General features: G+C 33.2%; 21 protein-coding genes, 4 tRNA genes, 1 other RNA gene and 1 pseudogene. 14 read left to right on the top strand and 13 right to left on the bottom strand.

Going from position 1 to position 22,171, the window contains the following annotated elements:
* The first annotated feature begins 156 nt into the window (after positions 1-156).
* The 9 genes from ACT3CE_RS11465 (at position 157) to ACT3CE_RS11505 (ending at position 11,222) form a co-directional block, all read left to right on the top strand.
* On the top strand, positions 157-705 hold the full coding sequence (locus ACT3CE_RS11465) for a PepSY-associated TM helix domain-containing protein (RefSeq protein ID WP_444709917.1): 549 nt from the start codon (positions 157-159) through the stop codon (positions 703-705).
* A gap of 323 nt (positions 706-1,028) precedes the next feature.
* Positions 1,029-1,451, top strand: a complete 423-nt coding sequence (ruvX, locus tag ACT3CE_RS11470) for a Holliday junction resolvase RuvX (protein WP_444709918.1) — start codon at positions 1,029-1,031, stop codon at positions 1,449-1,451.
* A gap of 35 nt (positions 1,452-1,486) precedes the next feature.
* Complete coding sequence (gene def, locus ACT3CE_RS11475; protein ID WP_444709919.1) at positions 1,487-2,041, top strand: peptide deformylase; 555 nt, start codon at positions 1,487-1,489, stop codon at positions 2,039-2,041.
* Positions 2,042-2,204: 163 nt separating this feature from the next.
* The gene (locus tag ACT3CE_RS11480; RefSeq protein WP_444709920.1) at positions 2,205-3,236 is read left to right on the top strand and encodes a DUF6588 family protein; all 1,032 of its coding nucleotides are present in this window, start codon (positions 2,205-2,207) and stop codon (positions 3,234-3,236) included.
* 105 nt (positions 3,237-3,341) lie between these two features.
* On the top strand, positions 3,342-5,423 hold the full coding sequence (locus ACT3CE_RS11485; RefSeq protein WP_444709921.1) for a ComEC/Rec2 family competence protein: 2,082 nt from the start codon (positions 3,342-3,344) through the stop codon (positions 5,421-5,423).
* Between the two features lie 168 nt (positions 5,424-5,591).
* Entirely contained in the window at positions 5,592-6,932 is a 1,341-nt protein-coding gene (trkA, locus tag ACT3CE_RS11490) for a Trk system potassium transporter TrkA (RefSeq protein WP_444709922.1), read from the top strand.
* A 127-nt stretch (positions 6,933-7,059) separates the two neighbouring features.
* Positions 7,060-8,478, top strand: a complete 1,419-nt coding sequence (locus tag ACT3CE_RS11495; RefSeq protein WP_444709923.1) for a TrkH family potassium uptake protein — start codon at positions 7,060-7,062, stop codon at positions 8,476-8,478.
* Positions 8,479-8,540: 62 nt separating this feature from the next.
* A complete protein-coding gene (locus tag ACT3CE_RS11500) occupies positions 8,541-9,989 on the top strand; it encodes a TrkH family potassium uptake protein (protein ID WP_444709924.1) in 1,449 nt (482 codons plus the stop codon).
* Positions 9,990-10,292: 303 nt separating this feature from the next.
* A complete protein-coding gene (locus ACT3CE_RS11505) occupies positions 10,293-11,222 on the top strand; it encodes a magnesium transporter CorA family protein (protein WP_444709925.1) in 930 nt (309 codons plus the stop codon).
* Positions 11,223-11,246: 24 nt separating this feature from the next.
* Here the strand turns inward: ACT3CE_RS11505 and ACT3CE_RS11510 are convergent, their stop codons facing one another.
* The 5 genes from ACT3CE_RS11510 to ACT3CE_RS11530 form a co-directional block, all read right to left on the bottom strand.
* Positions 11,247-11,708: an SRPBCC family protein gene (locus ACT3CE_RS11510; RefSeq protein WP_444709926.1), complete on the bottom strand. Its 462-nt coding sequence runs from the start codon at positions 11,706-11,708 to the stop codon at positions 11,247-11,249.
* Between the two features lies 1 nt (position 11,709).
* Positions 11,710-11,880 (bottom strand): Lacal_2735 family protein, encoded by a 171-nt coding sequence (locus ACT3CE_RS11515; RefSeq protein ID WP_444709927.1) that lies wholly within the window; start codon positions 11,878-11,880, stop codon positions 11,710-11,712.
* A 111-nt stretch (positions 11,881-11,991) separates the two neighbouring features.
* On the bottom strand, positions 11,992-12,192 hold the full coding sequence (locus ACT3CE_RS11520; RefSeq protein ID WP_444709928.1) for a hypothetical protein: 201 nt from the start codon (positions 12,190-12,192) through the stop codon (positions 11,992-11,994).
* Positions 12,193-12,238: 46 nt separating this feature from the next.
* Complete coding sequence (locus tag ACT3CE_RS11525) at positions 12,239-12,952, bottom strand: hypothetical protein (protein WP_444709929.1); 714 nt, start codon at positions 12,950-12,952, stop codon at positions 12,239-12,241.
* Between the two features lie 18 nt (positions 12,953-12,970).
* Positions 12,971-13,990 carry an SAM-dependent methyltransferase gene (locus ACT3CE_RS11530; protein WP_444709930.1) on the bottom strand — a complete coding sequence of 340 codons (1,020 nt, stop codon included), beginning with the start codon at positions 13,988-13,990 and terminating at the stop codon, positions 12,971-12,973.
* Between the two features lie 454 nt (positions 13,991-14,444).
* Between ACT3CE_RS11530 and ACT3CE_RS11535 the strand changes: the two genes are divergently transcribed.
* A complete protein-coding gene (locus ACT3CE_RS11535; RefSeq protein WP_444709931.1) occupies positions 14,445-14,720 on the top strand; it encodes a hypothetical protein in 276 nt (91 codons plus the stop codon).
* Positions 14,721-14,787: 67 nt separating this feature from the next.
* On the opposite strand, the gene ACT3CE_RS11540 is transcribed toward ACT3CE_RS11535, so the two are convergent.
* From ACT3CE_RS11540 to ffs, 7 genes are all read right to left on the bottom strand, one after another.
* Positions 14,788-15,399, bottom strand: coding sequence for an L-threonylcarbamoyladenylate synthase (locus ACT3CE_RS11540; protein WP_444709932.1), 612 nt, complete (start codon positions 15,397-15,399; stop codon positions 14,788-14,790).
* 173 nt (positions 15,400-15,572) lie between these two features.
* Positions 15,573-16,229 carry a fructose-6-phosphate aldolase gene (gene fsa / locus ACT3CE_RS11545; RefSeq protein WP_444709933.1) on the bottom strand — a complete coding sequence of 219 codons (657 nt, stop codon included), beginning with the start codon at positions 16,227-16,229 and terminating at the stop codon, positions 15,573-15,575.
* A gap of 169 nt (positions 16,230-16,398) precedes the next feature.
* A tRNA-Thr gene (locus tag ACT3CE_RS11550) sits at positions 16,399-16,472 on the bottom strand.
* Between the two features lie 9 nt (positions 16,473-16,481).
* A tRNA-Thr gene (locus ACT3CE_RS11555) sits at positions 16,482-16,553 on the bottom strand.
* Between the two features lie 197 nt (positions 16,554-16,750).
* Positions 16,751-16,824: transfer RNA gene (locus tag ACT3CE_RS11560), tRNA-Thr, on the bottom strand.
* A 144-nt stretch (positions 16,825-16,968) separates the two neighbouring features.
* Positions 16,969-17,045 (bottom strand) — tRNA-Thr (locus ACT3CE_RS11565).
* A 28-nt stretch (positions 17,046-17,073) separates the two neighbouring features.
* Positions 17,074-17,172, bottom strand: an RNA gene (ffs, locus tag ACT3CE_RS11570) — signal recognition particle sRNA small type.
* Positions 17,173-17,425: 253 nt separating this feature from the next.
* Here ffs and ACT3CE_RS11575 point away from each other — a divergent pair.
* The 4 genes and pseudogenes from ACT3CE_RS11575 to ACT3CE_RS11590 form a co-directional block, all read left to right on the top strand.
* On the top strand, positions 17,426-17,986 hold the full coding sequence (locus ACT3CE_RS11575) for a DUF4199 domain-containing protein (RefSeq protein ID WP_444709934.1): 561 nt from the start codon (positions 17,426-17,428) through the stop codon (positions 17,984-17,986).
* A gap of 8 nt (positions 17,987-17,994) precedes the next feature.
* Positions 17,995-18,942 (top strand): glycosyltransferase family 2 protein, encoded by a 948-nt coding sequence (locus tag ACT3CE_RS11580; protein ID WP_444709935.1) that lies wholly within the window; start codon positions 17,995-17,997, stop codon positions 18,940-18,942.
* Positions 18,943-19,042: 100 nt separating this feature from the next.
* Positions 19,043-19,816: a class I SAM-dependent methyltransferase gene (locus tag ACT3CE_RS11585; RefSeq protein WP_444709936.1), complete on the top strand. Its 774-nt coding sequence runs from the start codon at positions 19,043-19,045 to the stop codon at positions 19,814-19,816.
* A gap of 5 nt (positions 19,817-19,821) precedes the next feature.
* Positions 19,822-20,598, top strand: a pseudogene (locus ACT3CE_RS11590) (glycosyltransferase); the annotation flags it as partial.
* Between the two features lie 572 nt (positions 20,599-21,170).
* On the opposite strand, the gene miaA reads toward ACT3CE_RS11590, so the two are convergent.
* Positions 21,171-22,151, bottom strand: coding sequence for a tRNA (adenosine(37)-N6)-dimethylallyltransferase MiaA (miaA, locus tag ACT3CE_RS11595; protein WP_444709937.1), 981 nt, complete (start codon positions 22,149-22,151; stop codon positions 21,171-21,173).
* Positions 22,152-22,171 lie beyond the last annotated feature (20 nt).

Below are 22,171 nucleotides of genomic sequence, written 5' to 3' on the forward strand. Positions count from 1 at the left end.
CCGATAATAATATTTATCGATTAAATATAGAAGGCTGCCTCTTTAGAGGTGGCCTTTCTTGTTTTTATTTATCTAAGAGTTAAAATAATAACATCTAAGGATAAAGAGTATTTTAGTTTTTTATTTCTTTGTACAAAACAAACAATATTTATTTGTATGAATTGGAATCTAAAATTAAGGAACTGGCATAGAGATTTTTCTTATTTCTATGTTGGTCTGCTAATTGCCTTTTCTGTATCTGGCATTGCTTTAAATCATCGTCATTCTTGGGATCCTCGTGATTATGTATATGAAACCATTAAGTTGAAATTGGATATACCAAAGGATCGTGATGCAGTAACAGATGAATTTTTTAGACAAAGTTTGATAAATAACAATATAGATCTAAAACTGAGGGGCTCTACCTGGAGAAGAGGAGGTTATAATCTTTATTTTGATGGAGCTTATGCCTTTATAAATCCGTCAACAGGAGAAGGTGAAATTGAACGATTTAAAATTCGACCTGTATTGGGACAGATGGTCGATTTGCATAAATCATCGAATGATTTGTGGATTTGGTATTCAGATATTTTTGCCATAAGTGTTTTGTTAATTTGTATTACTGGCTTAATTATAGCCAAAGGGAAAAATGGCTTTAAGAAACGTGGCTGGAAATTAGCTTTACTGGGAATTATAATTCCATCTGTATTCTGGTTTTTTCTTTAGTTTATAAGTGTGATTACCAATAATAAATGATGCTTATAGGGAGTCAATCTTTATTGTTATAGCTTTAATTATCGTATTGATAACAAAAAAAACTTTAATTGTTTTGTAAATATTGGAATGATAAAGAGTATTTATTAGAGAAATATCACCGTTTAACTGTTTATTAAAGAATTGTATTTTAGAATTTTATTATGTCATCTTATGAGTGCCTACCCTGTTATAAATTGTATGCATCTTTATTTTAAACTCATTTTTACATGGAAATGAGAAAGTATGCAGGGTTTTTATATCTTTGTAATTCAAAATAATTATAAATAAGAGAATTGGCACGATTATTAGCAATTGATTACGGACGTAAAAGAGTAGGATTAGCAGTTACAGATCCTATGCAGATTATTGCGAATGGTTTGGATACTGTTGCTGCAAAAGATGTACTAGATTATCTGGAAAAATATACGAATACTGAAGAGGTGGAATGTTTTGTTGTTGGTTATCCAAAACAATTAAATAATCAGGATAGTGAATCGATGAGGTATTTAAAACCTTTTTTGGGGAAACTAAAAAATAAATTTCCAAATATTCCAATCGAAATGGTTGATGAGCGTTTCACCTCGAAAATAGCTTTTCAGACCATGATAGATGGAGGATTAAAGAAGAAACAGCGCCAAAATAAAGCTTTAGTAGATAAGGTTAGTGCAACAATTATTCTTCAATCGTATATGGAAACAAAGCGTAACCTGTTTTAAACCTGTAAAAGCAAGAATATAATAATAAAAGAAAAATGATATTACCGATTACAATTTATGGACATCCTGTATTGAGGAAGGTTGCCAAGGATATTGATAAAGATTATCCGGACCTAGAAAAGTTTAAAGAGGATATGTGGCAAACCATGTATTATTCTGATGGAGTTGGTTTGGCTGCACCTCAGGTTGGTCGTTCAATTCGTATGTTTGTTTTGGATTGTACTTCTTTTGCCGAAGAAGAACCAGAGCTGGAAGGTTTTAAAAAAATGTTTATTAATGCAAAAATAACCGAACGTACCGGCGACGAATGGTCTATGTCTGAAGGATGTTTAAGTATTCCTGGAATTAATGAAGATGTTCGTAGACCAGAAAGCATTAAAATTGAATATTACGACGAAAACTGGGAATTTCATCAGGAGGAGTATTCAGGATATGCTGCCAGAGTTATTCAGCATGAATACGATCATTTGGAAGGAATATTGTTTACCGACCATTGTGCTCCAATAAAAAAGCGTTTATTACGGGGCAAGTTAGCTGGAATTTCGAAAGGAAAATTTAAAGCGAAATACAGATTTACACTAGCTAAATAAAATACAAACCCTACCAATTGGTAGGGTTTTTTCATTTATAAATAATAGAAGTAACAGATTAATACTAATTCTTAATGTTTTTAGTGATATGTTTATAAATATTTAAACAAAACAATATTTCTTCCGTACTACTAAAATTGTTTAAACCACTAAAACTATTACAATGAAAAGAATTATTCTACTACTTATCTTCTTTATTCCTTTTCTGGGTAAGTCTCAGGATATTGAGCAATTTTTACTTGCGGGAACAGAAGATGCATCAAAATTGACTGAGAAATATGTAAATCCGGTATCGAAAGGTTTTATGTATGGATTAAATAATGGTTGGTATTCAACAGCAAGAACTCATAAAAAATTCGGTTTTGATATTACTTTGGTTGCTAATTTAGCAAAAGTGCCATCATCCGATGAGGTTTTTGAATTTATGGCAAGCGACTATTCTAATATTAGCTTAGCAAATGGAAATAGTTCTGCCGAAATGCAAACTTTAATGGGAGGTGATAATAATCAAACTCTTTTGGCGAAAATTGAAACAAGTGCTGGAAATTTCGATTTGGCACGATTTAATATTCCCGATGGAATAGGAGCAGATCTTCCTATGAATGCAGTTCCGTCTGCTACTTTGCAGGTTGGAATTGGAATACCAGGAATTGATGCTGATTTAAAAGTTAGATATCTGCCTAAAGTAGGAGGTGACGATATGGAGGTGGGAATGTTTGGTCTTGGTATCCAAAAAGATTTATCTAAAATGCTGAAAATTTCGAAAACACCATTTTCTGTATCAGCCTTGCTTGCTTATACCAAATTAACTTCTGAATATGACATACAGGGAGAATCAACTTTTAATGGAAGTGGTCAATTAATGGAATTTACAACCAATGCATATACTGTTCAGGCTATTGCATCGGTAAACTTAAAGCTAATTGAGTTTTATGGTGCAGTAGGATATAATACAGCAAAAATGGATGTGGATATTAAAGGTACATACGAATTGGAATACGAAGATGTAATTTCAGGAGTAGTTGTTAGCGATTATAGAACTGTAACTGATCCTGTATCTGTAAATTTCGATGCAAGTGGAGTAAGAGCAACAATTGGTACCCGATTAAATCTTGGTTTCTTTAAAATATTTGGAGATTATACTATTCAGGAATATAACACCATAACAGGAGGTATTGCCTTTAGTTTTAGATAATATTTATTTGTGTAAATAACTTAAAATAAGCCTTTACTGAAAAGTAAGGGCTTTGTTTTTATTCAAAAAAATGGTAAATTCAGTAAGCTGTAAACTGCTTTACTAATGACTTTTCGCGAAATATTTCGACAAAATCCTTTTTTACGTATTCTACTACCTTTACTAGTGGGTATATTGTTTGCGAGCTATTTTAAGGTTAATGATACACTTTGTTATGCCTTAATAATAGTAGGATTTACTGGGATGATTGGATTTATAGCAATTCCAACTCTCAGAAAATCATATTCTTTACGTACTTTATTTGGCATTTTTTGTTCCTTATTCTTATTAGGATTAGCTGTATGTCGTGTTAATATTGTAGAGTCTGCATTGCATTTATCTTCTCAGCCTACTTCTCGGATATATAAGGTTGAGCTTATTGAAAAACCAGTTGAAAAAACGAATTCATATTTATGCATTGTCGATATAAAAGAATCATTAAGTGATAAGACTTTTGTGTATCAAACTGCAAAGGCAATTTTATATTTTGCTAAAGACTCTTCCGTAAAGACATTAAAACCTGGTGATTTGCTTCTGCTTAATTCTAGCTTAAACCGAGTAAAAAATGCTGGTAATCCGTATGAGTTTGATTACGCTGCCTACCTCAAAACTCAGCATATTTTATATTCGGCTTATATCAATACAAATTCCTGGATAAAATTAGGAGAACATAGCAGAAAGAGCATTTCTATCTTAGCGCTAGAGTGGCGCGATAGTTTACTGGATATCTACAGAGAAAAGGGAATACGAGATGAGAGTTTTGATATTTTAGCTGCACTAACATTAGGATATAAAACAACATTAGATCCGGAAATTAAACGAGCTTGGGCCGATGCCGGAGCTATGCATGTATTAGCGGTTTCGGGCCTTCATGTTGGTATTATTTATATTATCATGAAGTTTATTCTTGGTTTTTTAGGCAAAGTAAAGTACGGACAATGGATAAAAGGAGTTTTATTATTACTGAGTCTTTGGATGTATGCACTACTAACCGGACTATCGCCTTCGGTTATGAGAGCTGCTAGTATGTTTAGTTTTGTAATTGGAGGAGAGGTGTTAAAACGTTACGGTGGAATTTATAATTCATTAGCAGCATCTGCGGTTTTTTTACTACTATACAATCCATTTTTACTTTTTACAGTAGGTTTTCAGTTTTCATATCTTGCGGTAGTGGGCATTGTATTTTTTCAAGCTCGATTCGAGAAACTTTTGTATGTGCGGAATTTTATTTTACGTAAACTTTGGCAGTTAACAACAGTTGCAATAGCAGCGCAAATAGCAACTTTCCCTTTGGCAATTTATTATTTTAATCAGTTTCCCACTTATTTTTTATTATCGGGATATATTGTAATTCTAATGGCAGGTGTACTGATTTATCTTTCTATACTGCTTTTATTACTCGCAAAAATCGACTTTCTTTCTGATATTTTAGCATGGATTCTTCATCATTTGGTAGGATGGATGAATTGGTTGATTGTTCAAATACATCATTTGCCTGGTGCTGTTATTAGAGATTTTACTTTTACAGAGTATCAGGTTGTACTCCTATATTTATCTATTCTTTGTTTGATATTTATTTTGGTACTTAAAAGGAAAAAAGCAGTTTTTAGTTTACTAATATTACTTCTTTGTATCCAAATACCAGTTTTAATTTCTAAACTAAAAGCAGAGGAAAGAGAGTTAGTCGTTTTTAATGCAGGCAGGAATAGCTTGATAGGACTTAGAAATAAGGAGAAAGTTTTTTTGCTGATTGATAAAGATCTTAAAGAAAAGAAAATAGAGCGATTAACTAAACCCTATCTAATGCAAAAAGGAGTTGTTGATATTCAGATAGATACTTTGAGGGCTTTTGACTATAGAGATTTTGACGGTACTGTAATTGTTAGTATTGATCGTAAACTGGTAAACGCGAATCAAGTATTAGATAGTATAAAAGCAGATTACCTAATACTTCGAAAAAATGCCTTAAAATCAGATAGTATTTGGGTAAAAAAAGGCAATAATAGAGTTGATATTTTAGATGGATCGATATATTTGAATGACTTAAAACGAATTACGAACAGGAGAAATGTGCCATCAGAAAAGTTTTTTCAGGTGGGTGAGTCAGGTGCTTATATTCAGCTTTTATCTAGTCAAAAAATGAATTAACCAATAAAAAGTAATCATTTAAATAATGCTTTTGTAATTTAATTTCGTTTTGGTAATTTAGAAAGCTTTGCTGTTAATATTTTTTTAACAATTTACTATCAAAATTGCTTGAGATTGTGTTAATTTGCCGACGAATTTTTCCAAAATAAATGTTAACGGAATAAAATTATGAAAATTGTTATTGCCGGGGCGGGAGCTGTTGGAACTCATTTGGCTAAGATGTTAAGTCATCAGGATCATGATATCATATTGCTTGATAATGATGAAGATAAATTGAAAGAGATTGATTCTCATTTGGATTTATTAACGATTGTTGGGTCGAGTTCTTCTTTAAAGGATTTAAAAGAAGCAAGTGTTAAAAAGGCTGATCTTTTTATTGCCGTTACGCAATCCGAAACGACCAATATTACTTCAACTATTCTAGCAAAGAAATTGGGGGCCGTTAAAACGATCGCTCGAATCGATAATCAAGAATATTTGATTCCTGAAAATAAAGAATACCTTAAAAGTTTAGGAATCGATGAGTTGATATATCCCGAAAGATTGGCAGCTAAGGAAGTTATTAGTTATATGTCCAGATCAGGTACCCGTCAGATGTATGAGTTTTCGGGTGGTAAGCTTTTATTATATGGAATAAAAATTAGTAGTAAATCGGTTATTATGGATAAAACCATGGCCGAAGTTGCAGAACTGAGTCATGATGTTGATTTTAGAGCTGTTGCGATTAAAAGAGGGGATGTTACAATTATTCCCCGAGGACATAATCGTTTTATGCGAGGCGATTTAGTTTTTGTGGTTAGTAAGCCGGAAAGTATAGAAGATGTTATGCTCTTAGCAGGAAAACCAAAATATGAGATTAAAAATGCTATGATTCTTGGAGGAAGTCGTATTGGACAAAAAACGGCAATGGAATTAGGCAAAAAAATGAATCTTAAATTGCTGGAGATCGATAAGGAGAAGAGTTTAAAGCTTGCCGATCGCCTTCAGGATGCTCTAGTTATAAATGGCGACGGAAGAGATAAGGAATTGTTAAAGGAAGAAGGAATTCATAAAATGGATGCTTTTGTGGCAGTTACCGGAAACTCCGAAACCAATATCTTAGCTTGTTTGCTAGCGAAAAAGATGGGTGTTAAACGAACAATTGCCGAGGTTGAGAATATCGACTATATCGATTTGGCCGATAATATTGGTGTGGGAACCATGATTAATAAGAAATTGTTGGCTGCAAGTTATATTTATCGATTTACGATGGATGCCGAAGTTCAGCATTGTAAGTGGTTAACAGTTTCTGATGCTGAGGTGTTAGAGTTAGGAGTGAAGAAAGGATCGAAAATTACCCGAGCTAGCCTAAGTGAATTAGATTTTCCTGAAGATGCAAATATTGGAGGTATTATCCGAGGAAATGAAAGTATTATCGCTACTGGTGATACTTTAATTCAAGTTGACGATCAGGTAGTTGTTTTTACCTTACCATCGGCAATAAAAAAAGTCGAAAAGTTTTTTAAATAACAGTTTAAACCGAATTATTTTAATTCGGTTTTTTGTTTATCATTAGATAAGCTGAGTATTATATCCTTTTTTTTATTGCTATAAATTAAATACCAAGATGTTTAATTGGAAATTTATTTTTTATGTAATGTCGGTATTAATAATTGTGGAAAGCTTTTTTCTAATTATTAGTTCGGCAGTAGCTTTATATTATGGCGAAGGTGATTTTATTTCATTTATACAATCTTCGGCAATAAGCTTGATATGTGGAGGTGTATTATATTTAATTACACACAATTGTAGTAAGGATATTGGAAAAAGAGAGGCCTATCTTGTTGTTAGTATGGTGTGGATCGTTTTTTCAATTTTTGGATCATTACCCTTTTTACTGGGTGGATATATCCCAAACTTTACAGATGCTTTTTTTGAAACCATATCAGGTTTTACCACAACTGGGGCATCAATTGTAAATGATATTGAAGCTTTGCCACATGGAATTCTTTTTTGGCGATCTCTAACCCATTTGCTGGGAGGAATGGGGATTCTGGTCCTTACAGTTGCCATATTACCAGTATTTGGTTTTGGAGTAATGGCCCTGTTTAGTGCCGAAGCAGCAGGTATTACCGTTGATAAGTTGCATCCTAGAATCAAGGAAACGGCTCAACAATTATGGGGTATCTATATGTTGCTTGTAGTTTTGGAAACTATTTTTTTAGTGTTTGGTGGCATGTCATGTTTTGATGCAATTTGTCACTCATTTGGAACTCTGGCTTCAGGGGGATTTTCGACTAAGAATAGTAGTATCGTTAACTATTCTCCTTATATACAGTATGTTTTAATTGTATTTATGTTTTTGGCAGGAACCAATTTTACACTTCACTATTTTGGATTAAAAGGGCAGTTTAAAAAAATCTGGAAAAATCAGGAGTTCAGAGTTTATGTGGAATTAGTATTATCTATAACGATAATAATTACAGCAAGCCTGGTTTATCTCGATCATGGAACTTTCGAAAAGTCGTTTCGTGATGCATTATTCCAGGTTGTTTCGGTAATTACAAGTACAGGTTTTGTAAGTGCCGATTATACTTTATGGCATCCTTATTTATGGTTTTTAATTTTTGGTCTGATGTTTACAGGGGCTTGTGTAGGTTCAACATCTGGAGGTGTAAAAATTTTAAGGCATTTATTATTAGTTAAAAACAGTACTCTCGAATTTAAAAGATTGATACATCCAGCAGCTATTTTACCAATAAGATATAATGGCAATACTGTTAATCAAAATATTATATCTAAAGTTTTAGCCTTTTTTATATTGTATTTGGTTGTATTTTTTATTGGCTGTTTTTTGATGACCTTTATTGGTATGGATTTTATTTCATCGATGGGTGCTGTGGCTACAACTATGGGAGGTATAGGACCAGGTTTAGGTATGGTAGGGCCTATGAATAATTTTTCTTTGGTGCCTGATTCTGGTAAATGGATATTATCTTTTCTAATGTTACTAGGGCGATTAGAGCTATTTACTTTTTTAATTGTTTTTGCACCTTCTTTTTGGAAGAATCAATAACATAGAATAAAGAATCAAAGTATTATATCCTTATCTTTGATTTAAAATTAAGTTATAAAATTGTGATTAAGTTTAAGATTATTCTAAATATTCTGGGGAAGCTTTTGGTAGGTGAAAGTTTTTTCTTATTTCTTTCTTTATTAGTTTCCCTAATTTATGGAGAGTCGGATTCCCTTGCCTTTGTAAAGGCAGGAGGTATTACTTTTGTTGCAGGAGCTTTAAGTTATCTACTTTCAAAAGGAGTAACTAAAGAACTGGGTAAACGAGAGGGATATATTATTGTAAGTTTAGTGTGGATTGTATTTTCCATATTTGGATGCTTACCATATTTGTTTAGTGGTGCTATTCCATCAGTTACCAATGCATTTTTCGAGACTATGTCGGGATTTACCACAACAGGTTCTTCTGTATTAAATAATATAGAAGAATTACCACATGGTATTTTGTTTTGGCGATCATTAACCCAATGGATGGGAGGAATGGGAATTATAGTAATGTTCCTGGCTATTCTGCCCACATTAGGAATTGGAGGTAGAGAGCTTTTTGTGGCAGAAGTTCCTGGTCCGGCACCCGATAAATTAACTCCTAGAATTAAAGAAACGGCTCGTAATCTTTGGGGCTTGTATATTATGTTTACTCTGGTAGAAACCATTATGTTGTTCGCTGGAGGAATGACATTTTTTGATGCTCTTAATCATTCATTAACAACGATGGCAACAGGAGGATACTCAACAAAACAAGCCAGTGTTGGATTTTTTACATCTCCTTATCTTCAGTATGTTATTATTTTCTTCATGTTTGTAGCAGGTACTAATTTTACTCTTTCTTATGCTGCAATTTCGGGACGCTTTGGTAAAATGTTTAAAGATGAGGAGTTTCGGTTTTATGGAATAGTTGTTTTTCTTTTTGCCTTAATTATTAGTTTTGGACTAATGTCAGTAGGTAATATAACAGGAGAACAGGCGTTTAGAGATAGTTTGTTCACCGTTGTTTCAATTATTACGACAACAGGATATGCCACGGCAGATTATCTTCTTTGGAGCCCATTTTTAGGAATGCTTATTTTTGTTCTCTTCTTTGTTGGAGGTTCGGCCGGATCAACAGGAGGAGGTGTAAAAGTAGTCCGAATCTTGTTGCTTTTTAAGAATAGTTTTTATGAGTTAAAACGTTTAGTTCATCCAAATGCAGTTATCCCAATTCGTTATAATCGTCATGTGGTTGACCAAAAAACAGTGACCAATATTTTGGCCTTTTTTGTTTTTTATATCCTAATATTTATGGTTTCTTCTGTTTGTATGTCTTTATGGACTTCTGATATTTATTCTGCTTTTAGTGCTGTGGCTACTACTCTTGGTAATATTGGACCTGGCTTTGGGGAAATTGGTCCAATGGAAAATTTTTATAATCTACCATCATTGGCAAAATGGTTTTTATCGTTTTTAATGCTTCTAGGTCGATTAGAATTGTTTACTGTTTTAATTCTTTTTTCTCCATCATTTTGGAAACATTAGATTTCATAAATTTATTTCTTTTTTTATTAGTTCTGCTTACACTTAACTTTATTGGTTTCCTTTGATTGTTACTCCAACAAAGGAGATTTTAATTATTCAAATATTTCTATGCAATTTTAAGTATTGATTAAATTAAATTGGCAAAAGCTTGCTTATTTTTATATTTAAAAACTAAATTTGCAGCCACAATTACAAAAAAGCGATCTCAATGGAAGGAGTCCCGAGAAATTATAAAGAATTACAAGAATAGTACTGTAAGGGGGCTTATCACTTCTTGCAGTAGTAATGCAAGAAGAAAAACGGATGATTACAATTTTTAAGACTTTTGGTGGATGCACCGAAATTAAGAGTGTACAGCCTGGATGCTGGATACATGTAGTAGAACCTACCCAAAATGAAATTGAGTGCTTAACTGAGCAGTTTCAATTACCTAATGATACAATTAGCGATATTCTGGATGCCGATGAGAGACCTCGTGTTGAATACGATGATGATTGGTCACTTGTAATTATGCGTATTCCAATTCGTACAACAAATAATGGAGTGCCTTATCAAACTGTACCTTTGGGGATTTACTTAACTAATAACTTTACTTTAAGTTTATGCATGTGTGACAATCAGGTTTTACCTGTTGACCAAGCTTGCGTTTATAAAGATCCGATGCATTCGGTAAATGATGCTACTAATTTTATTTTGCAGCTGTTTTTGCGTTCTGGGAATTTGTATATGAAATATTTAAAGCATATCAATCAAATGACAAATTTGATTGAGCAGGATCTTGAGAAATCAATTAAAAATAGAGAGTTGAATCAATTGCTGAAACTCGAAAAGTGCATGGTATTTTTTATTACGTCTATTAAGGCAAATGAAATTGTACTTGCCAAAATCCGAAATTCAAAACGTATTAACAACGAAATTAATGAAGATTTGTTGGAAGATGCTATTATTGAAAATAAACAGGCATTGGAAATGGGGAAGATCTATTCGGATATACAAAGTGGAATGATGGATGCATTTGCTTCTGTTATTTCGAATAATCTTAATTTGGTAATGAAACAACTTACGTTGATATCTATTATTTTAATGATTCCCACTTTAATAGCAAGTATATTTGGTATGAATGTGCCCAATTCATTTGAAAATTCAAGTATGGCCATGCCACTAATTATTATAGTATCCTTGATTTTGTCTATTTTTGGAGTACTTCTTTTTCGAAAACGACAGTGGTTTTAACAGGCATAGTTGGCCTTATTTTTTTCATTCTGGAAATTTAAGTGTCAGTACTTTCTTTCTATATTCAAATATCTCATGTAGTTTATTCTGGATGATAAGTTTGTTGGCAATTGCGCCAAGAAATCCTAATGGAGGTTGGTAAGAAACAATATCTTTCATAAGAACACCATTAGATATAGGTTCGATAATGTGTTGATGATGCCAAATGGAGTAGGGACCAAGACGTTGCTCGTCTACAAAATAAGAGCGATCGCGTACTTGCGTAATTTCGCTTACCCAGGTTGTTTTAATACCTAATAACGGACTCACTTTATAACTAATTATCATTCCCGGATACATTTTTTCGGGCAAATGGCAGGATGTAATATCAAAGCCCATATAATCGGGTGTAATTTCTTTCAAATTTTTTGGAGAAGAGATAAAATCCCAAACTTCATTAATGCTGGCATTAATTTTTTGTTCGCGGTAAAATTGATAAAAGGCCATGTTATTTATTTTTAAGAGTTTCTATTTTTTCTAATATTTGTTGTGCTTGAACATATTTAGCATCACTTGCAGAGCGGTTAATTTTCGATAAATCGAAGTGTTCCTTAAGTAGGCTCCTGTATTGTTTTTGTAGTAGTTCTATCTCCGATTTCTTTTTAAATAATCCAAACATAAGCTTAAGTTTTAAAGTTTAATTCTCGACATATCTCCATTAGCAGATATAATTTGTCCTGTTTTCCAAGACGCTTTCTTAGATAGGAGAAATGCAGCCATTTCGACAATATCATTTTTTTTTAAGAGGATGACAATTAGCCTTGGTTTCTTTTTTATTGTTGCTGTTTAATAGGCCAGTTGCCAAAGTTCTGCTTAGGTCTTCAATTGTTCCTTTTGATGTGGCAAATACTCTATGTCCGGATTTTACAAGCAAATGAACAAGTTCTTTACCTATACCTGTCGAACCTCCTATAATTGCATAATTATTCATAAGTCACTGATAATTAATTTTGAATATAGCATATTTACTACCCTTTTTATGGTCCAATTTCTGGATAGTTAAGAAGAGCTTTATAGCTAATTCCATTAAGATCTCGAATGTTTGAAATTCCGTCGTATTTTACAATGCGTCTGGTTTCAAGATTATAGTATACGAAAATTGGTTTCACCATAAGCCTAAGGAAAAGTTGTTTACATTCCATTTTGAGTAGCATAATGTTAGGGTCATTAGTTTGTTTATCAGCCTTGTATATTCTGAAAGTAAAATAATCCTGAAAAGCTACTGACAGATAATTAAATACTAACTTTTTATCGTCTAGGAGTTTATCCCAATTATTTTTAATGTAATAGTTAAATCCTCCGTCAACAACCGCAGGTTTGGGTACATAAATATTGCTTTCTTTAAGTTTTGAATCGATGTTTTTGCGATAGCGAATATTAAATTGATTGGATCCCAAATGAATTACCTCTTCGAGTAGTCCGCTTCTTTTGTCGGTTAAGAGATATTCTGGTTTTTGAAATGATGAACGAAAATTTAATTCTCGGTGAGCAAATTCATTTCCATTTTTACCAATAAAATAGGTGAGTGTTTCTACATGTTTTCCTTTCCAGAATATTTCATGATGAACTTCTTTGTAAATGAATTCCAATGAATGTTTATCCATTGCAATGCCTTCATAAATACGATTTTCGGTTCCGTAGCAAAAGCCGTACATTGCTATTAGTGTGAATATGAATAAGATTTTTTTCATTTTTTAATATTTATTCGTTTAATTACTGTTTTGTTTCTTGAATAGATAGTGACTAACACTCCATTCATTTCCATTTCGATATCCCCATAATTCTGCACAGGACATAAAGAAAATGCGCCAGTAAATCCACCATCGTTTTGCTTGATTGTTTCCATAAGTTTTTTCAAATATGGACATAATTTCGACCTTAGATTTATCCATATTATGTAACCAGGCTCTTGCAGTTTTTTGATAATGCAAGCCATTAAAATGCCATTTTTTTTCGATGTAAAGATGATCTTGAAAGTGGCTAAACAAGTCTTCACCAGGCATAATTCCTCCAGTGAAAAAATATTTCGACATCCAGTCGCTGGAATCCTTAATTTCAAACTTGTAGCTTAAGTATTTGTGTGAGAACACATGTAAAAAGAGTTTTCCTGTTTGTTTTAACAAATTATTAATTCGTAAAAAAAGTTCCTGGTAATTTCTCATGTGTTCAAACATTTCGACAGAAACAATTCTGTCAAATTTTTTGTTTATCGAAAAATCATTCATATCAGCCGTTATAATACTTAAATTGCGATAGCCCATAAGATGAGCTTTCGATTGAATATATTCACGCTGCGAATTGGAATTTGAAACTGCAATAATGTTGGCATTGGGGTATTTTTTAGCTAGATACAAGCTTAAAGACCCCCAGCCACAGCCTAATTCCAATATGTCTTGGCCATCTTTAATATCTGCTCGCTCAATGGTTTTGTCGAGCATGCATTTCTCTGCATTGTTTAAGCAGGTTTCGTTATCCGACCAATAGGCACAGGAGTATTTTACATGCTGTCCAAGAACTTTATTAAAAAAGGCAACTGGTAATTCATAATGCTGTACATTGGCCTCACTAGTTTTAATCGCAATAGGGCTTTCCTTTAACTCTTCAACTAGCTCGTGTATGTTGAATTGTTCTCTCTCCTTTTGTAAGCGTTGTTTTAGTAAGCATTTAATCTTTAGTCTTATTAAAGACTCTGGAATAATTCCTTTATCAACTAATTTGAGATACCACATAGTTATTCCCTTTTTTTTTAAGCTAATTGTCACGATTGACGAACTTTAAAAAGATGTTCAGCTGGTTATAGCAGTCACATCATTGTCAAAATTGATTTCAGATATTTGGAATATGTTTTCCGTCTGAGTATGGTCTACCTGAGTAAATAATAACGTTTAATGTTTTGATATATACTTTAAACAAATTTTTTGCTTAAATGTTTAAACTTTAAACTAAAATTATTTCGGGTTGATCATATTAGTTGCTGAATATGAAGAAATGGAATGGAGTTTTCCTATTTTTATTTTATGATTATATTCGGTTGTTTAAGTATGAAAAATATATTTTAATCTAAAAAAACATATAATTTATGGAAGAATTATAACATTTTAATAATTGCTCCGTAAATAGTTTTGTTTAGTAATCATTAAATTTGTAATGTTTTTTATTATCACAATTATTTAAATATCATCCATGAAAAATATAATAGAATACTCAGATCTTATCGAAAAGGAGATGGCTAAGTATAAGAAAGAAGCAGGAAAAGTTATTAAAAAAATTGAGAAGCGTTTTAATAAAGGAAATATGGTGGCAACTCATCATTTTAAGAATGCGAATCCTGAATTAATTAGAATGATGAAGTCGGAGTTAGAGAATGCTGGTTATAGCCCAGAATTTATTGGTAATACTCCTACAGGTCATATTGCTTTGCGAGTTAGCTTATTACGTTCATCGGTTATTGTAGCATAATAATACGATTTTACGCATAAAAAATGCCAACAAGTTTTTCTTGTTGGCATTTTTTATAGATAAGTTTTTAAAAAATTAATTCTCCAATACCAGTTCTTACAATTTCAAACTCTCCATTGGTACAATCAATTACAGTTGAGGCGGTGTTGTTTCCAAATCCTCCATCTATAATAAGATCAACATCTTTGTTGTATTTTTCATAAATTAATTCAGGATCTGTGGTGTATTCAATAACTTCATCAGGATCGTGAATCGATGTTGTCATAATAGGGTTGCCTAATTCTTCAACAATTCTAAGAGGAATGTAATGATCGGGAATACGAATACCTACAGTTTTCTTTTTACTTTTGAATAACTTAGGAACATTATTACTCGCATGAAGAATAAATGTGAATGCTCCGGGTAAATTCTTTTTCATTACTTTAAAACATGAATTGTCAACTTTTGCATATTCGGATAAATTACTGAGGTTATTGCAAATTAATGAAAAGTTACCTTTGTCAGCAGATATGCCTTTAAGGCGTGCAATTTTTTGTATGGCTTTATTATTGGTAATATCACATCCTAATGCATAAACAGTGTCGGTTGGATAAATAACAAGGCCTCCATTTTTCAGAACATCTACAATTTTCCGAAATTCCCTGTGGTTAGGATTGTCAGAATATAATTTTAAGATCATATCGAATTGCTTATGGGTTATTTCGGGAAATAAAGATAGAGGTTTCTTTAGTACTGTAGTCTTTAAATTTGATATTTATTTTATGTGGATGCTATATAATTGCATTTAACAAGATAGGCAAACACAAAAAGGAATGCCGAAGCATCCCTTTTTATAATGTAAACGATTAATTTCTATCCGTTTAATTTGTTGTAATCAGCTAAAAATTGTTCTAATCCTTTATCTGTTAAAGGGTGTTTTAACAGTCCGGTAATTGCACTTAGAGGGCAAGTTGCAACATCGGCACCAACTTCAACACATTGTATTATGTGCATAGTGTGGCGAATAGAAGCAGCTAAAACCTGGGTTTCGAATCCATAGTAGCTGTTCATGTCTGCAATCTGACGAATTAGTTCAATTCCATCGGTTGAGATATCATCAAGTCTTCCGACAAATGGAGAAACATAGGTTGCACCTGCTTTTGCTGCTAAAAGAGCTTGTCCTACCGAAAAAATAAGAGTACAGTTAGTTCTAATGCCTTTAGAGCTTAGATATTTTACTGCTTTAATACCATTTTTAGTACATGGAACTTTAACAACAATTTGAGAGTGAAGTGCAGCAAGCTCTTCTCCTTCAGAAATCATTCCTTCAAAGTCGGTTGCAATAACTTCAGCACTTACATCTCCGTCAACTATATCGCAAATGTCAACATAGTGTTGCTTGATGTTTGCTTCACCTTTAATTCCCTCCTTAGCCATAAGAGATGGGTTTGTTGTAACGCCGTCAAGAACTCCTAAATCCTGGGCTTCTTTAATCTGATCAAGATTAGCTGTGTCAATAAAAAACTTCATTTTACGATTTTTAGTTTGTTTTTAAGAAGAAAACGAAAATACACTAAATTCTTATCAAGAACAAAGAGATTATTACGTTTTAAACTTATGATTAAAAAAATAATAAAGACGCGAAAATAAATTCGTATCAGATTGATTCGAAAATAAAGTTGGTGGGAATAAAAAAAAGAGCCGATGGAGGGACTCGAACCCACGACCTGCTGATTACAAATCAGCTGCTCTAGCCAGCTGAGCTACATCGGCGAATAATTGAGCCATTGATGAGATTTGAACTCATGACCTCTTCCTTACCAAGGAAGCGCTCTACCCCTGAGCTACAACGGCAAAGTAACAATATGATTATGAATCGGTGTAAACTTGAATTTATTCCAAAAATTAGGAGTAAATTGCAAACTTCATAACGAGATTCTAAATTTAATGAGTGATGGAGAAACTTGAATTTATTCCGAATTTACGGAAATGATTACAAATCTTTTTTGATTTGTTTATTCGAATATCTTACATCAATTCATTAGCTTTAGAGCCGGTGGGGGGACTCGAACCCACGACCTGCTGATTACAAATCAGCTGCTCTAGCCAGCTGAGCTACATCGGCAATTGCTACTTTGTTAAATATTTTAAAGAACGAAAGAAAGTCGTTAAACTTTCTTTTTTGTTTTTAATGAGCCGGTGAATAGATTTCAACTTATCTCGAAATTACGAGACTGATTACAAATCATAATCGACGATTCATTACCTTTGGAGCCGGTGGAGGGACTCGAACCCACGACCTGCTGATTACAAATCAGCTGCTCTAGCCAGCTGAGCTACATCGGCATTTTTTATTACCTAAAAGGCATAAAAAAGTGGGTAAGCAACAACGTCGCACCGCTACAACTACTTACCCTTGCTGCCTTCCGACCCTGGGGGAGTTCAGTAGGAGCTGGTCGCGTAGTGCTTACCCGACGACAAAAGTAGAAAAAAGTTGTTTCCCTGCAAATAAAATATGAAACTTATTAGAAGAATTCAGCTCCATGTATGGTCAAGAGATTTATTTTCAGATCAATAATTTTCCAAAAAAAAAATATTTTTTTTTACAATTACTGATTCCATTGTGAGAGCTTGCCTTTCTGACTGCAATAATTAAGTTTTTTTTAGGTACTCATTCCCATAAAAACGGATATCTTTGTGCTCGATTATTAAAATATTTGAAATTGATGATGGATAAGAAACCTATATTGAAACATACATTTTTATTTGGATCTCTTGTTGGAGGAGTTTTAATTTTAGCTGCACTTACTTTTTATTTTAAAGGGATATCAATAAATTTTCATCCAACCTTACTTTTTATAAACAGATTTTTGATTGTTCTTGGGATATTCTTTAGTGTTAAAAAATATCGCGACGAAGCATTATCTGGTGTTATAAGTTATGGCCGGGCCTTAATTTGTGGTATTATTACCATAGGAATTGCATCTACTTATTATGCATTATTTATATATGTTTTAACTAGCTATTTTGATTCTGCTATCATTCAGGATGCGATCAACTTTACCGAAAAAGGATTAGTAGAAGTAGGATATGAGGATGATCAGGTAGACCTTTTAATGTCGGTTTATAGAAAAATTACACCTGGTATTTTTGCTTTCGGACAATGGTTTGGCAAGGCTTCGGCCGGAGTATTTTTTTCCTTGATTGTATCTTTTTTCTTTCGCTCCAATAGAAACTTGTTTAATAAGAGTTCTATTGATAAATTTAACGCTTCGAATAATCAATAATATTATATATGGATATTTCAGTTGTTGTTCCATTATTTAATGAGGAAGAATCGCTTCCAGAATTACTTGCCTGGATTGATAGAGTTATGAAGTCGAATCAGTTTAGCTATGAAGTTGTATTGGTTGATGATGGTAGTAATGATACTTCTTGGCAGGTAATAGAAGATTTGAAGAATAAATTTTCTGAGCTAAAAGGAATTAAGTTTAGAAGAAATTATGGAAAATCAGCAGCTCTTTTTAGCGGTTTCGAAATTGTTAAAGGTGATGTTGTAATTACCATGGATGCCGATCTTCAGGATTCTCCTGATGAGATCCCTGAGCTGTATAGAATGGTGAAAGAAGAAGGTTTTGATTTGGTTTCGGGATGGAAGCAAAAACGTTATGATCCTATTTCTAAAACCATACCCAGTAAATTCTTTAATAGAACAGCTAGAGCCATGTCGGGTATTAAATTACACGATTTTAATTGTGGTTTAAAGGCGTATAGAAATAAGGTAGTAAAAAGCGTCGAAGTTTATGGCGAAATGCACCGCTACATTCCTATTTTGGCAAAAGAGGCTGGTTTTACTAAAATCACCGAAAAGGTAGTGCAACATCAGGAACGAAAATATGGTGTTACTAAATTTGGATTAAGTCGATTTATCAATGGTTTTCTTGATTTATTATCAATTACCTTTATCAGTAAATTTGGTAAAAAACCCATGCATTTCTTTGGCCTGTTAGGAACTTTAATGTTTTTGATTGGTTTCTTTGCTTCAGCGTGGATAGGATTCCAGAAAATTTACAGCATGAGTAAAGGCGATATGCCACCTTTAGTAACTGATAGCCCATATTTTTTTATTGCGCTGGCCACCATGATCATTGGAACTCAACTTTTCCTTACCGGATTTGTAGCTGAGTTGGTAAGTAGAACTTCTTCGGAGCGAAATACCTATCAAATCGAAAAAGAAATTTAATCAACAGTGAATGTGAGTCCCGATACTTATCGGGAGAGTAATTGCGTGAATAAGTAAAGCAATTGCTGACTCTATTTTGCTGATAATTGTTGAGAATAAAATGATCAAACGTATTATCAGAATTTTATTGCAAATATTTCCTCGTCCGGTTTTAATTCGAATGAGCTTACTTATTAATCGTGTAGTTGCAATCTTCTTAGTTGGAAATAAAGTGGAATGTCCGGTATGTGGCGGTCACTTTAGAAAGTTTCTTCCTTACGGATATACAAAAGCTACCGGACGTGACAACTGTTTATGTCCAAAATGTTTGTCTCTGGAAAGGCATCGTTTGATGTGGCTATACTTTAACAAGGAAACCGATTTTTTTAGCAAGAACTTAAAGGTTTTACACATTGCTCCAGAGCAATGTTTCTATAAAAGATTTAAGGCTCTTGCCAATCTCGATTACACAACTGCCGATCTCGAATCTCCTATTGCTGATGTGCATTTCGATGTTCAGGAAATACCTTTTGCAGAGGAAACTTATGATGTGGTAATTTGTAATCATGTGATGGAGCATGTTACCGATGATGCCAAAGCCATGAATGAGATTTATCGGGTGTTAAAACCAAATGGTTTTGCAATTTTGCAAGTTCCTATGGATACGGATAACCCTAATACAATGGAAGATCCTAATGTTACTGATCCTAAGGAGCGAGAAAAATTATACAGACAGAAAGATCATGTTCGTTTGTACGGATTAGATTATGGTGATCGTTTATCTGCAGTTGGATTTAATGTTGTAGCGAGAAAATATGCTCAAGAGCTCGATACAGATTTAGCTGAAAAATATCGATTACCAATGGATGAAATATTTTATTTCAATCAAAAATAATAGGCATGAAAGAGGAAATTAAACTATCCGTTATTGTTCCGGTTTATAATAGGCCCGATGAAATGAAAGAATTGTTGGATAGTTTATCGGAGCAGACGAATAAAGATTTTGAATTGGTTGTTGTTGAGGATGGTTCTTCCATAAAAAGTGAAGAAGTGTGTAACGGCTATCGCGATAAAATTTCTATTTCCTATTATTATAAAGAAAATCAGGGGCCCAGTATTGGTCGCAATTTTGGTTTGGCTCGTGCAAAAGGTAACTATTACCTCTTTTTCGATTCCGATTGTATTCTTCCTCCTCATTATATGGAAACCATTTATCAGGAATTATCAAACAATTTTGTAGATTGTTATGGTGGACCTGATGGGGCTATGGATGATTTTTCTGATTTTCAGAAAGCTGTTTCTTATGCCATGACTTCTTTTTTTACTACTGGAGGAATTCGTGGAGGAAAGAAGCAGGTTCATAAATTTCATCCCCGAAGTTTTAATCTTGGTTTTTCGAAAGCGGTTTATGAAAATACCGGAGGATTTCCTGTTACTACCATGCATCCTGGCGAAGATATGGTTTTCGCCATTGAGGTTATTAAGCGTGGATTTGAAACCCGTTTGATTAGTGAGGCTTATGTTTTTCACAAAAGAAGAGTATCATTTAAAAAATTCTACAAACAGGTTTTCGGATTCGGAAAAACTCGCTATATCATATCAAAACATTATCCGGAAACATTTAAAATATTTTTCTTGTTTCCATCACTGTTTGTAGTAGGAACCATTGGAGCTTTATTGTTAGGCTTAAGCATGCATAGAATATTCGCATTTCCAGTTCTTGTTTATGCATTTCTTGTGTTTGCCGATGCCTTAAGCAAAAGCAAATCGTTGACCATTGCCATAAAATCTCTGGCTGCAAGTTTTGTGCAGCTCTTCGCCTATGGAATCGGTTTTATGGATGCCGTTTGGAAACACAAGGTTTTGGGTAAAGATGAGTTTGGTGTGTTTGGCAAAGGGTTTTATTAGAATTAATTTCTCCATTTAGGTTTTTTATATATCCGTTGAGGTTCCGTATTGATATTTTTAGGTTCCGAACCCTAATTTTTAGGTTGGGGAACCTCAATTTTTAGGTTCGTAATTACTGCAGTTCGGTTATTTTAAGATGTGTTAGGGTTTGTAACCTAAACGTTTTTATAAATAACCGAATTACTTCTATAAACAACCGAATTACTTCCCTAAATAAACCCAACACATTTATCCGAAACCTAAATACTAGGATAAATAAGCCTAAAATATAGTTTTGCAAGCACAACAAATTAATAACAAACCTATTGATTTGGAAAATAGGATAGAAAAGATAAGCGAAATTAAATTTGTTGTTCTAAGTATTTGATAATCTCTTGTTCCTGATTAGGGTGAAACCAATTAATTTCTTCGTCTCTGCGAAACCATGATAATTGGCGTTTGGCATACCGCCTCGAGTTACGCTTAATTAATTCAATAGCTTCTTCTAAGCTGATGTTACCTTCGAAATATTCAAATAATTCTTTGTATCCAACCGTGTTTAAGGAGTTATAATGTCTGTATTTAAAAACGGATTTGGCTTCCTCAATCAAGCCTTCTTCTATCATGAGGTCAACTCTTCGATTTATTCTATCATATAATTCGGCTCTGTCGCGATTCAATCCAATTTTAACGATGTTAAAATCTCGGTGTTTTTTCGAATTCGTCCTTAGTTCAGAATAAGGTTTTCCTGTCATCAAGCAAATTTCCACAGCATGAATTACGCGTTTTGCATTTTTTAAATCAACTTGATTGTAAAAATCAGGATCGAGTTGTTTCAATTGCATTTGCATGTATTCTAAGCCTTGATTTTTATATTGTTCCATTACTTCTTTTCGTAGCTTTGGGTCAATTGTAGGAATATCATCAATACCATTACAAATAGCATCGATATACATCATGCTTCCGCCAACTAACAGAACTTCGTTCTTTTCTTTATAGAGTTTGGAAAGTAATTCGATGGTTTGTTGTTCGCATTCCCAGGAGCTAAAATAGTCGTGAATAGAATGGCTATGGATAAAATGATGCTTTACTGTTTCTAACTGTTCTTTTTCGGGTACTGCAGTTCCAATACTCAATTCCCGATATACCTGTCGGCTATCGGATGATGAGATTTCGGTTTTAAAGTGATTGGCTATATTGATACTTAAATCAGTTTTACCAACTCCTGTAGGACCAAGAATAACAATTAGGGTTTTCGACATAGCAGGCTTGTGAAAATTAATGTATTTATTTTTATAAAAATGAGTAATATCGTTGCGATTATTCACAAAGATATTACTCATTTTGAATTACTACTTATTTA

The organism is Marinifilum sp. RC60d5 (assembly GCF_052400665.1).
GTDB lineage: Bacteria > Bacteroidota > Bacteroidia > Bacteroidales > Marinifilaceae > JBQTGK01.

Coding starts and splice junctions, on each gene's coding strand:
- ACT3CE_RS11465 (WP_444709917.1), top strand. CDS start 157: ATGAATTGGAATCTAAAATTAAGGAACTGGCATAGAGATTTTTCTTAT.
- def (WP_444709919.1), top strand. CDS start 1,487: ATGATATTACCGATTACAATTTATGGACATCCTGTATTGAGGAAGGTT.
- ACT3CE_RS11480 (WP_444709920.1), top strand. CDS start 2,205: ATGAAAAGAATTATTCTACTACTTATCTTCTTTATTCCTTTTCTGGGT.
- ACT3CE_RS11485 (WP_444709921.1), top strand. CDS start 3,342: ATGACTTTTCGCGAAATATTTCGACAAAATCCTTTTTTACGTATTCTA.
- trkA (WP_444709922.1), top strand. CDS start 5,592: ATGAAAATTGTTATTGCCGGGGCGGGAGCTGTTGGAACTCATTTGGCT.
- ACT3CE_RS11495 (WP_444709923.1), top strand. CDS start 7,060: ATGTCGGTATTAATAATTGTGGAAAGCTTTTTTCTAATTATTAGTTCG.
- ACT3CE_RS11505 (WP_444709925.1), top strand. CDS start 10,293: ATGATTACAATTTTTAAGACTTTTGGTGGATGCACCGAAATTAAGAGT.
- ACT3CE_RS11510 (WP_444709926.1), bottom strand. CDS start 11,708: ATGGCCTTTTATCAATTTTACCGCGAACAAAAAATTAATGCCAGCATT.
- ACT3CE_RS11515 (WP_444709927.1), bottom strand. CDS start 11,880: ATGTTTGGATTATTTAAAAAGAAATCGGAGATAGAACTACTACAAAAA.
- ACT3CE_RS11520 (WP_444709928.1), bottom strand. CDS start 12,192: ATGAATAATTATGCAATTATAGGAGGTTCGACAGGTATAGGTAAAGAA.
- ACT3CE_RS11525 (WP_444709929.1), bottom strand. CDS start 12,952: ATGAAAAAAATCTTATTCATATTCACACTAATAGCAATGTACGGCTTT.
- ACT3CE_RS11530 (WP_444709930.1), bottom strand. CDS start 13,990: ATGTGGTATCTCAAATTAGTTGATAAAGGAATTATTCCAGAGTCTTTA.
- ACT3CE_RS11535 (WP_444709931.1), top strand. CDS start 14,445: ATGAAAAATATAATAGAATACTCAGATCTTATCGAAAAGGAGATGGCT.
- ACT3CE_RS11540 (WP_444709932.1), bottom strand. CDS start 15,399: ATGATCTTAAAATTATATTCTGACAATCCTAACCACAGGGAATTTCGG.
- fsa (WP_444709933.1), bottom strand. CDS start 16,229: ATGAAGTTTTTTATTGACACAGCTAATCTTGATCAGATTAAAGAAGCC.
- ACT3CE_RS11575 (WP_444709934.1), top strand. CDS start 17,426: ATGATGGATAAGAAACCTATATTGAAACATACATTTTTATTTGGATCT.
- ACT3CE_RS11580 (WP_444709935.1), top strand. CDS start 17,995: ATGGATATTTCAGTTGTTGTTCCATTATTTAATGAGGAAGAATCGCTT.
- ACT3CE_RS11585 (WP_444709936.1), top strand. CDS start 19,043: ATGATCAAACGTATTATCAGAATTTTATTGCAAATATTTCCTCGTCCG.
- miaA (WP_444709937.1), bottom strand. CDS start 22,151: ATGAGTAATATCTTTGTGAATAATCGCAACGATATTACTCATTTTTAT.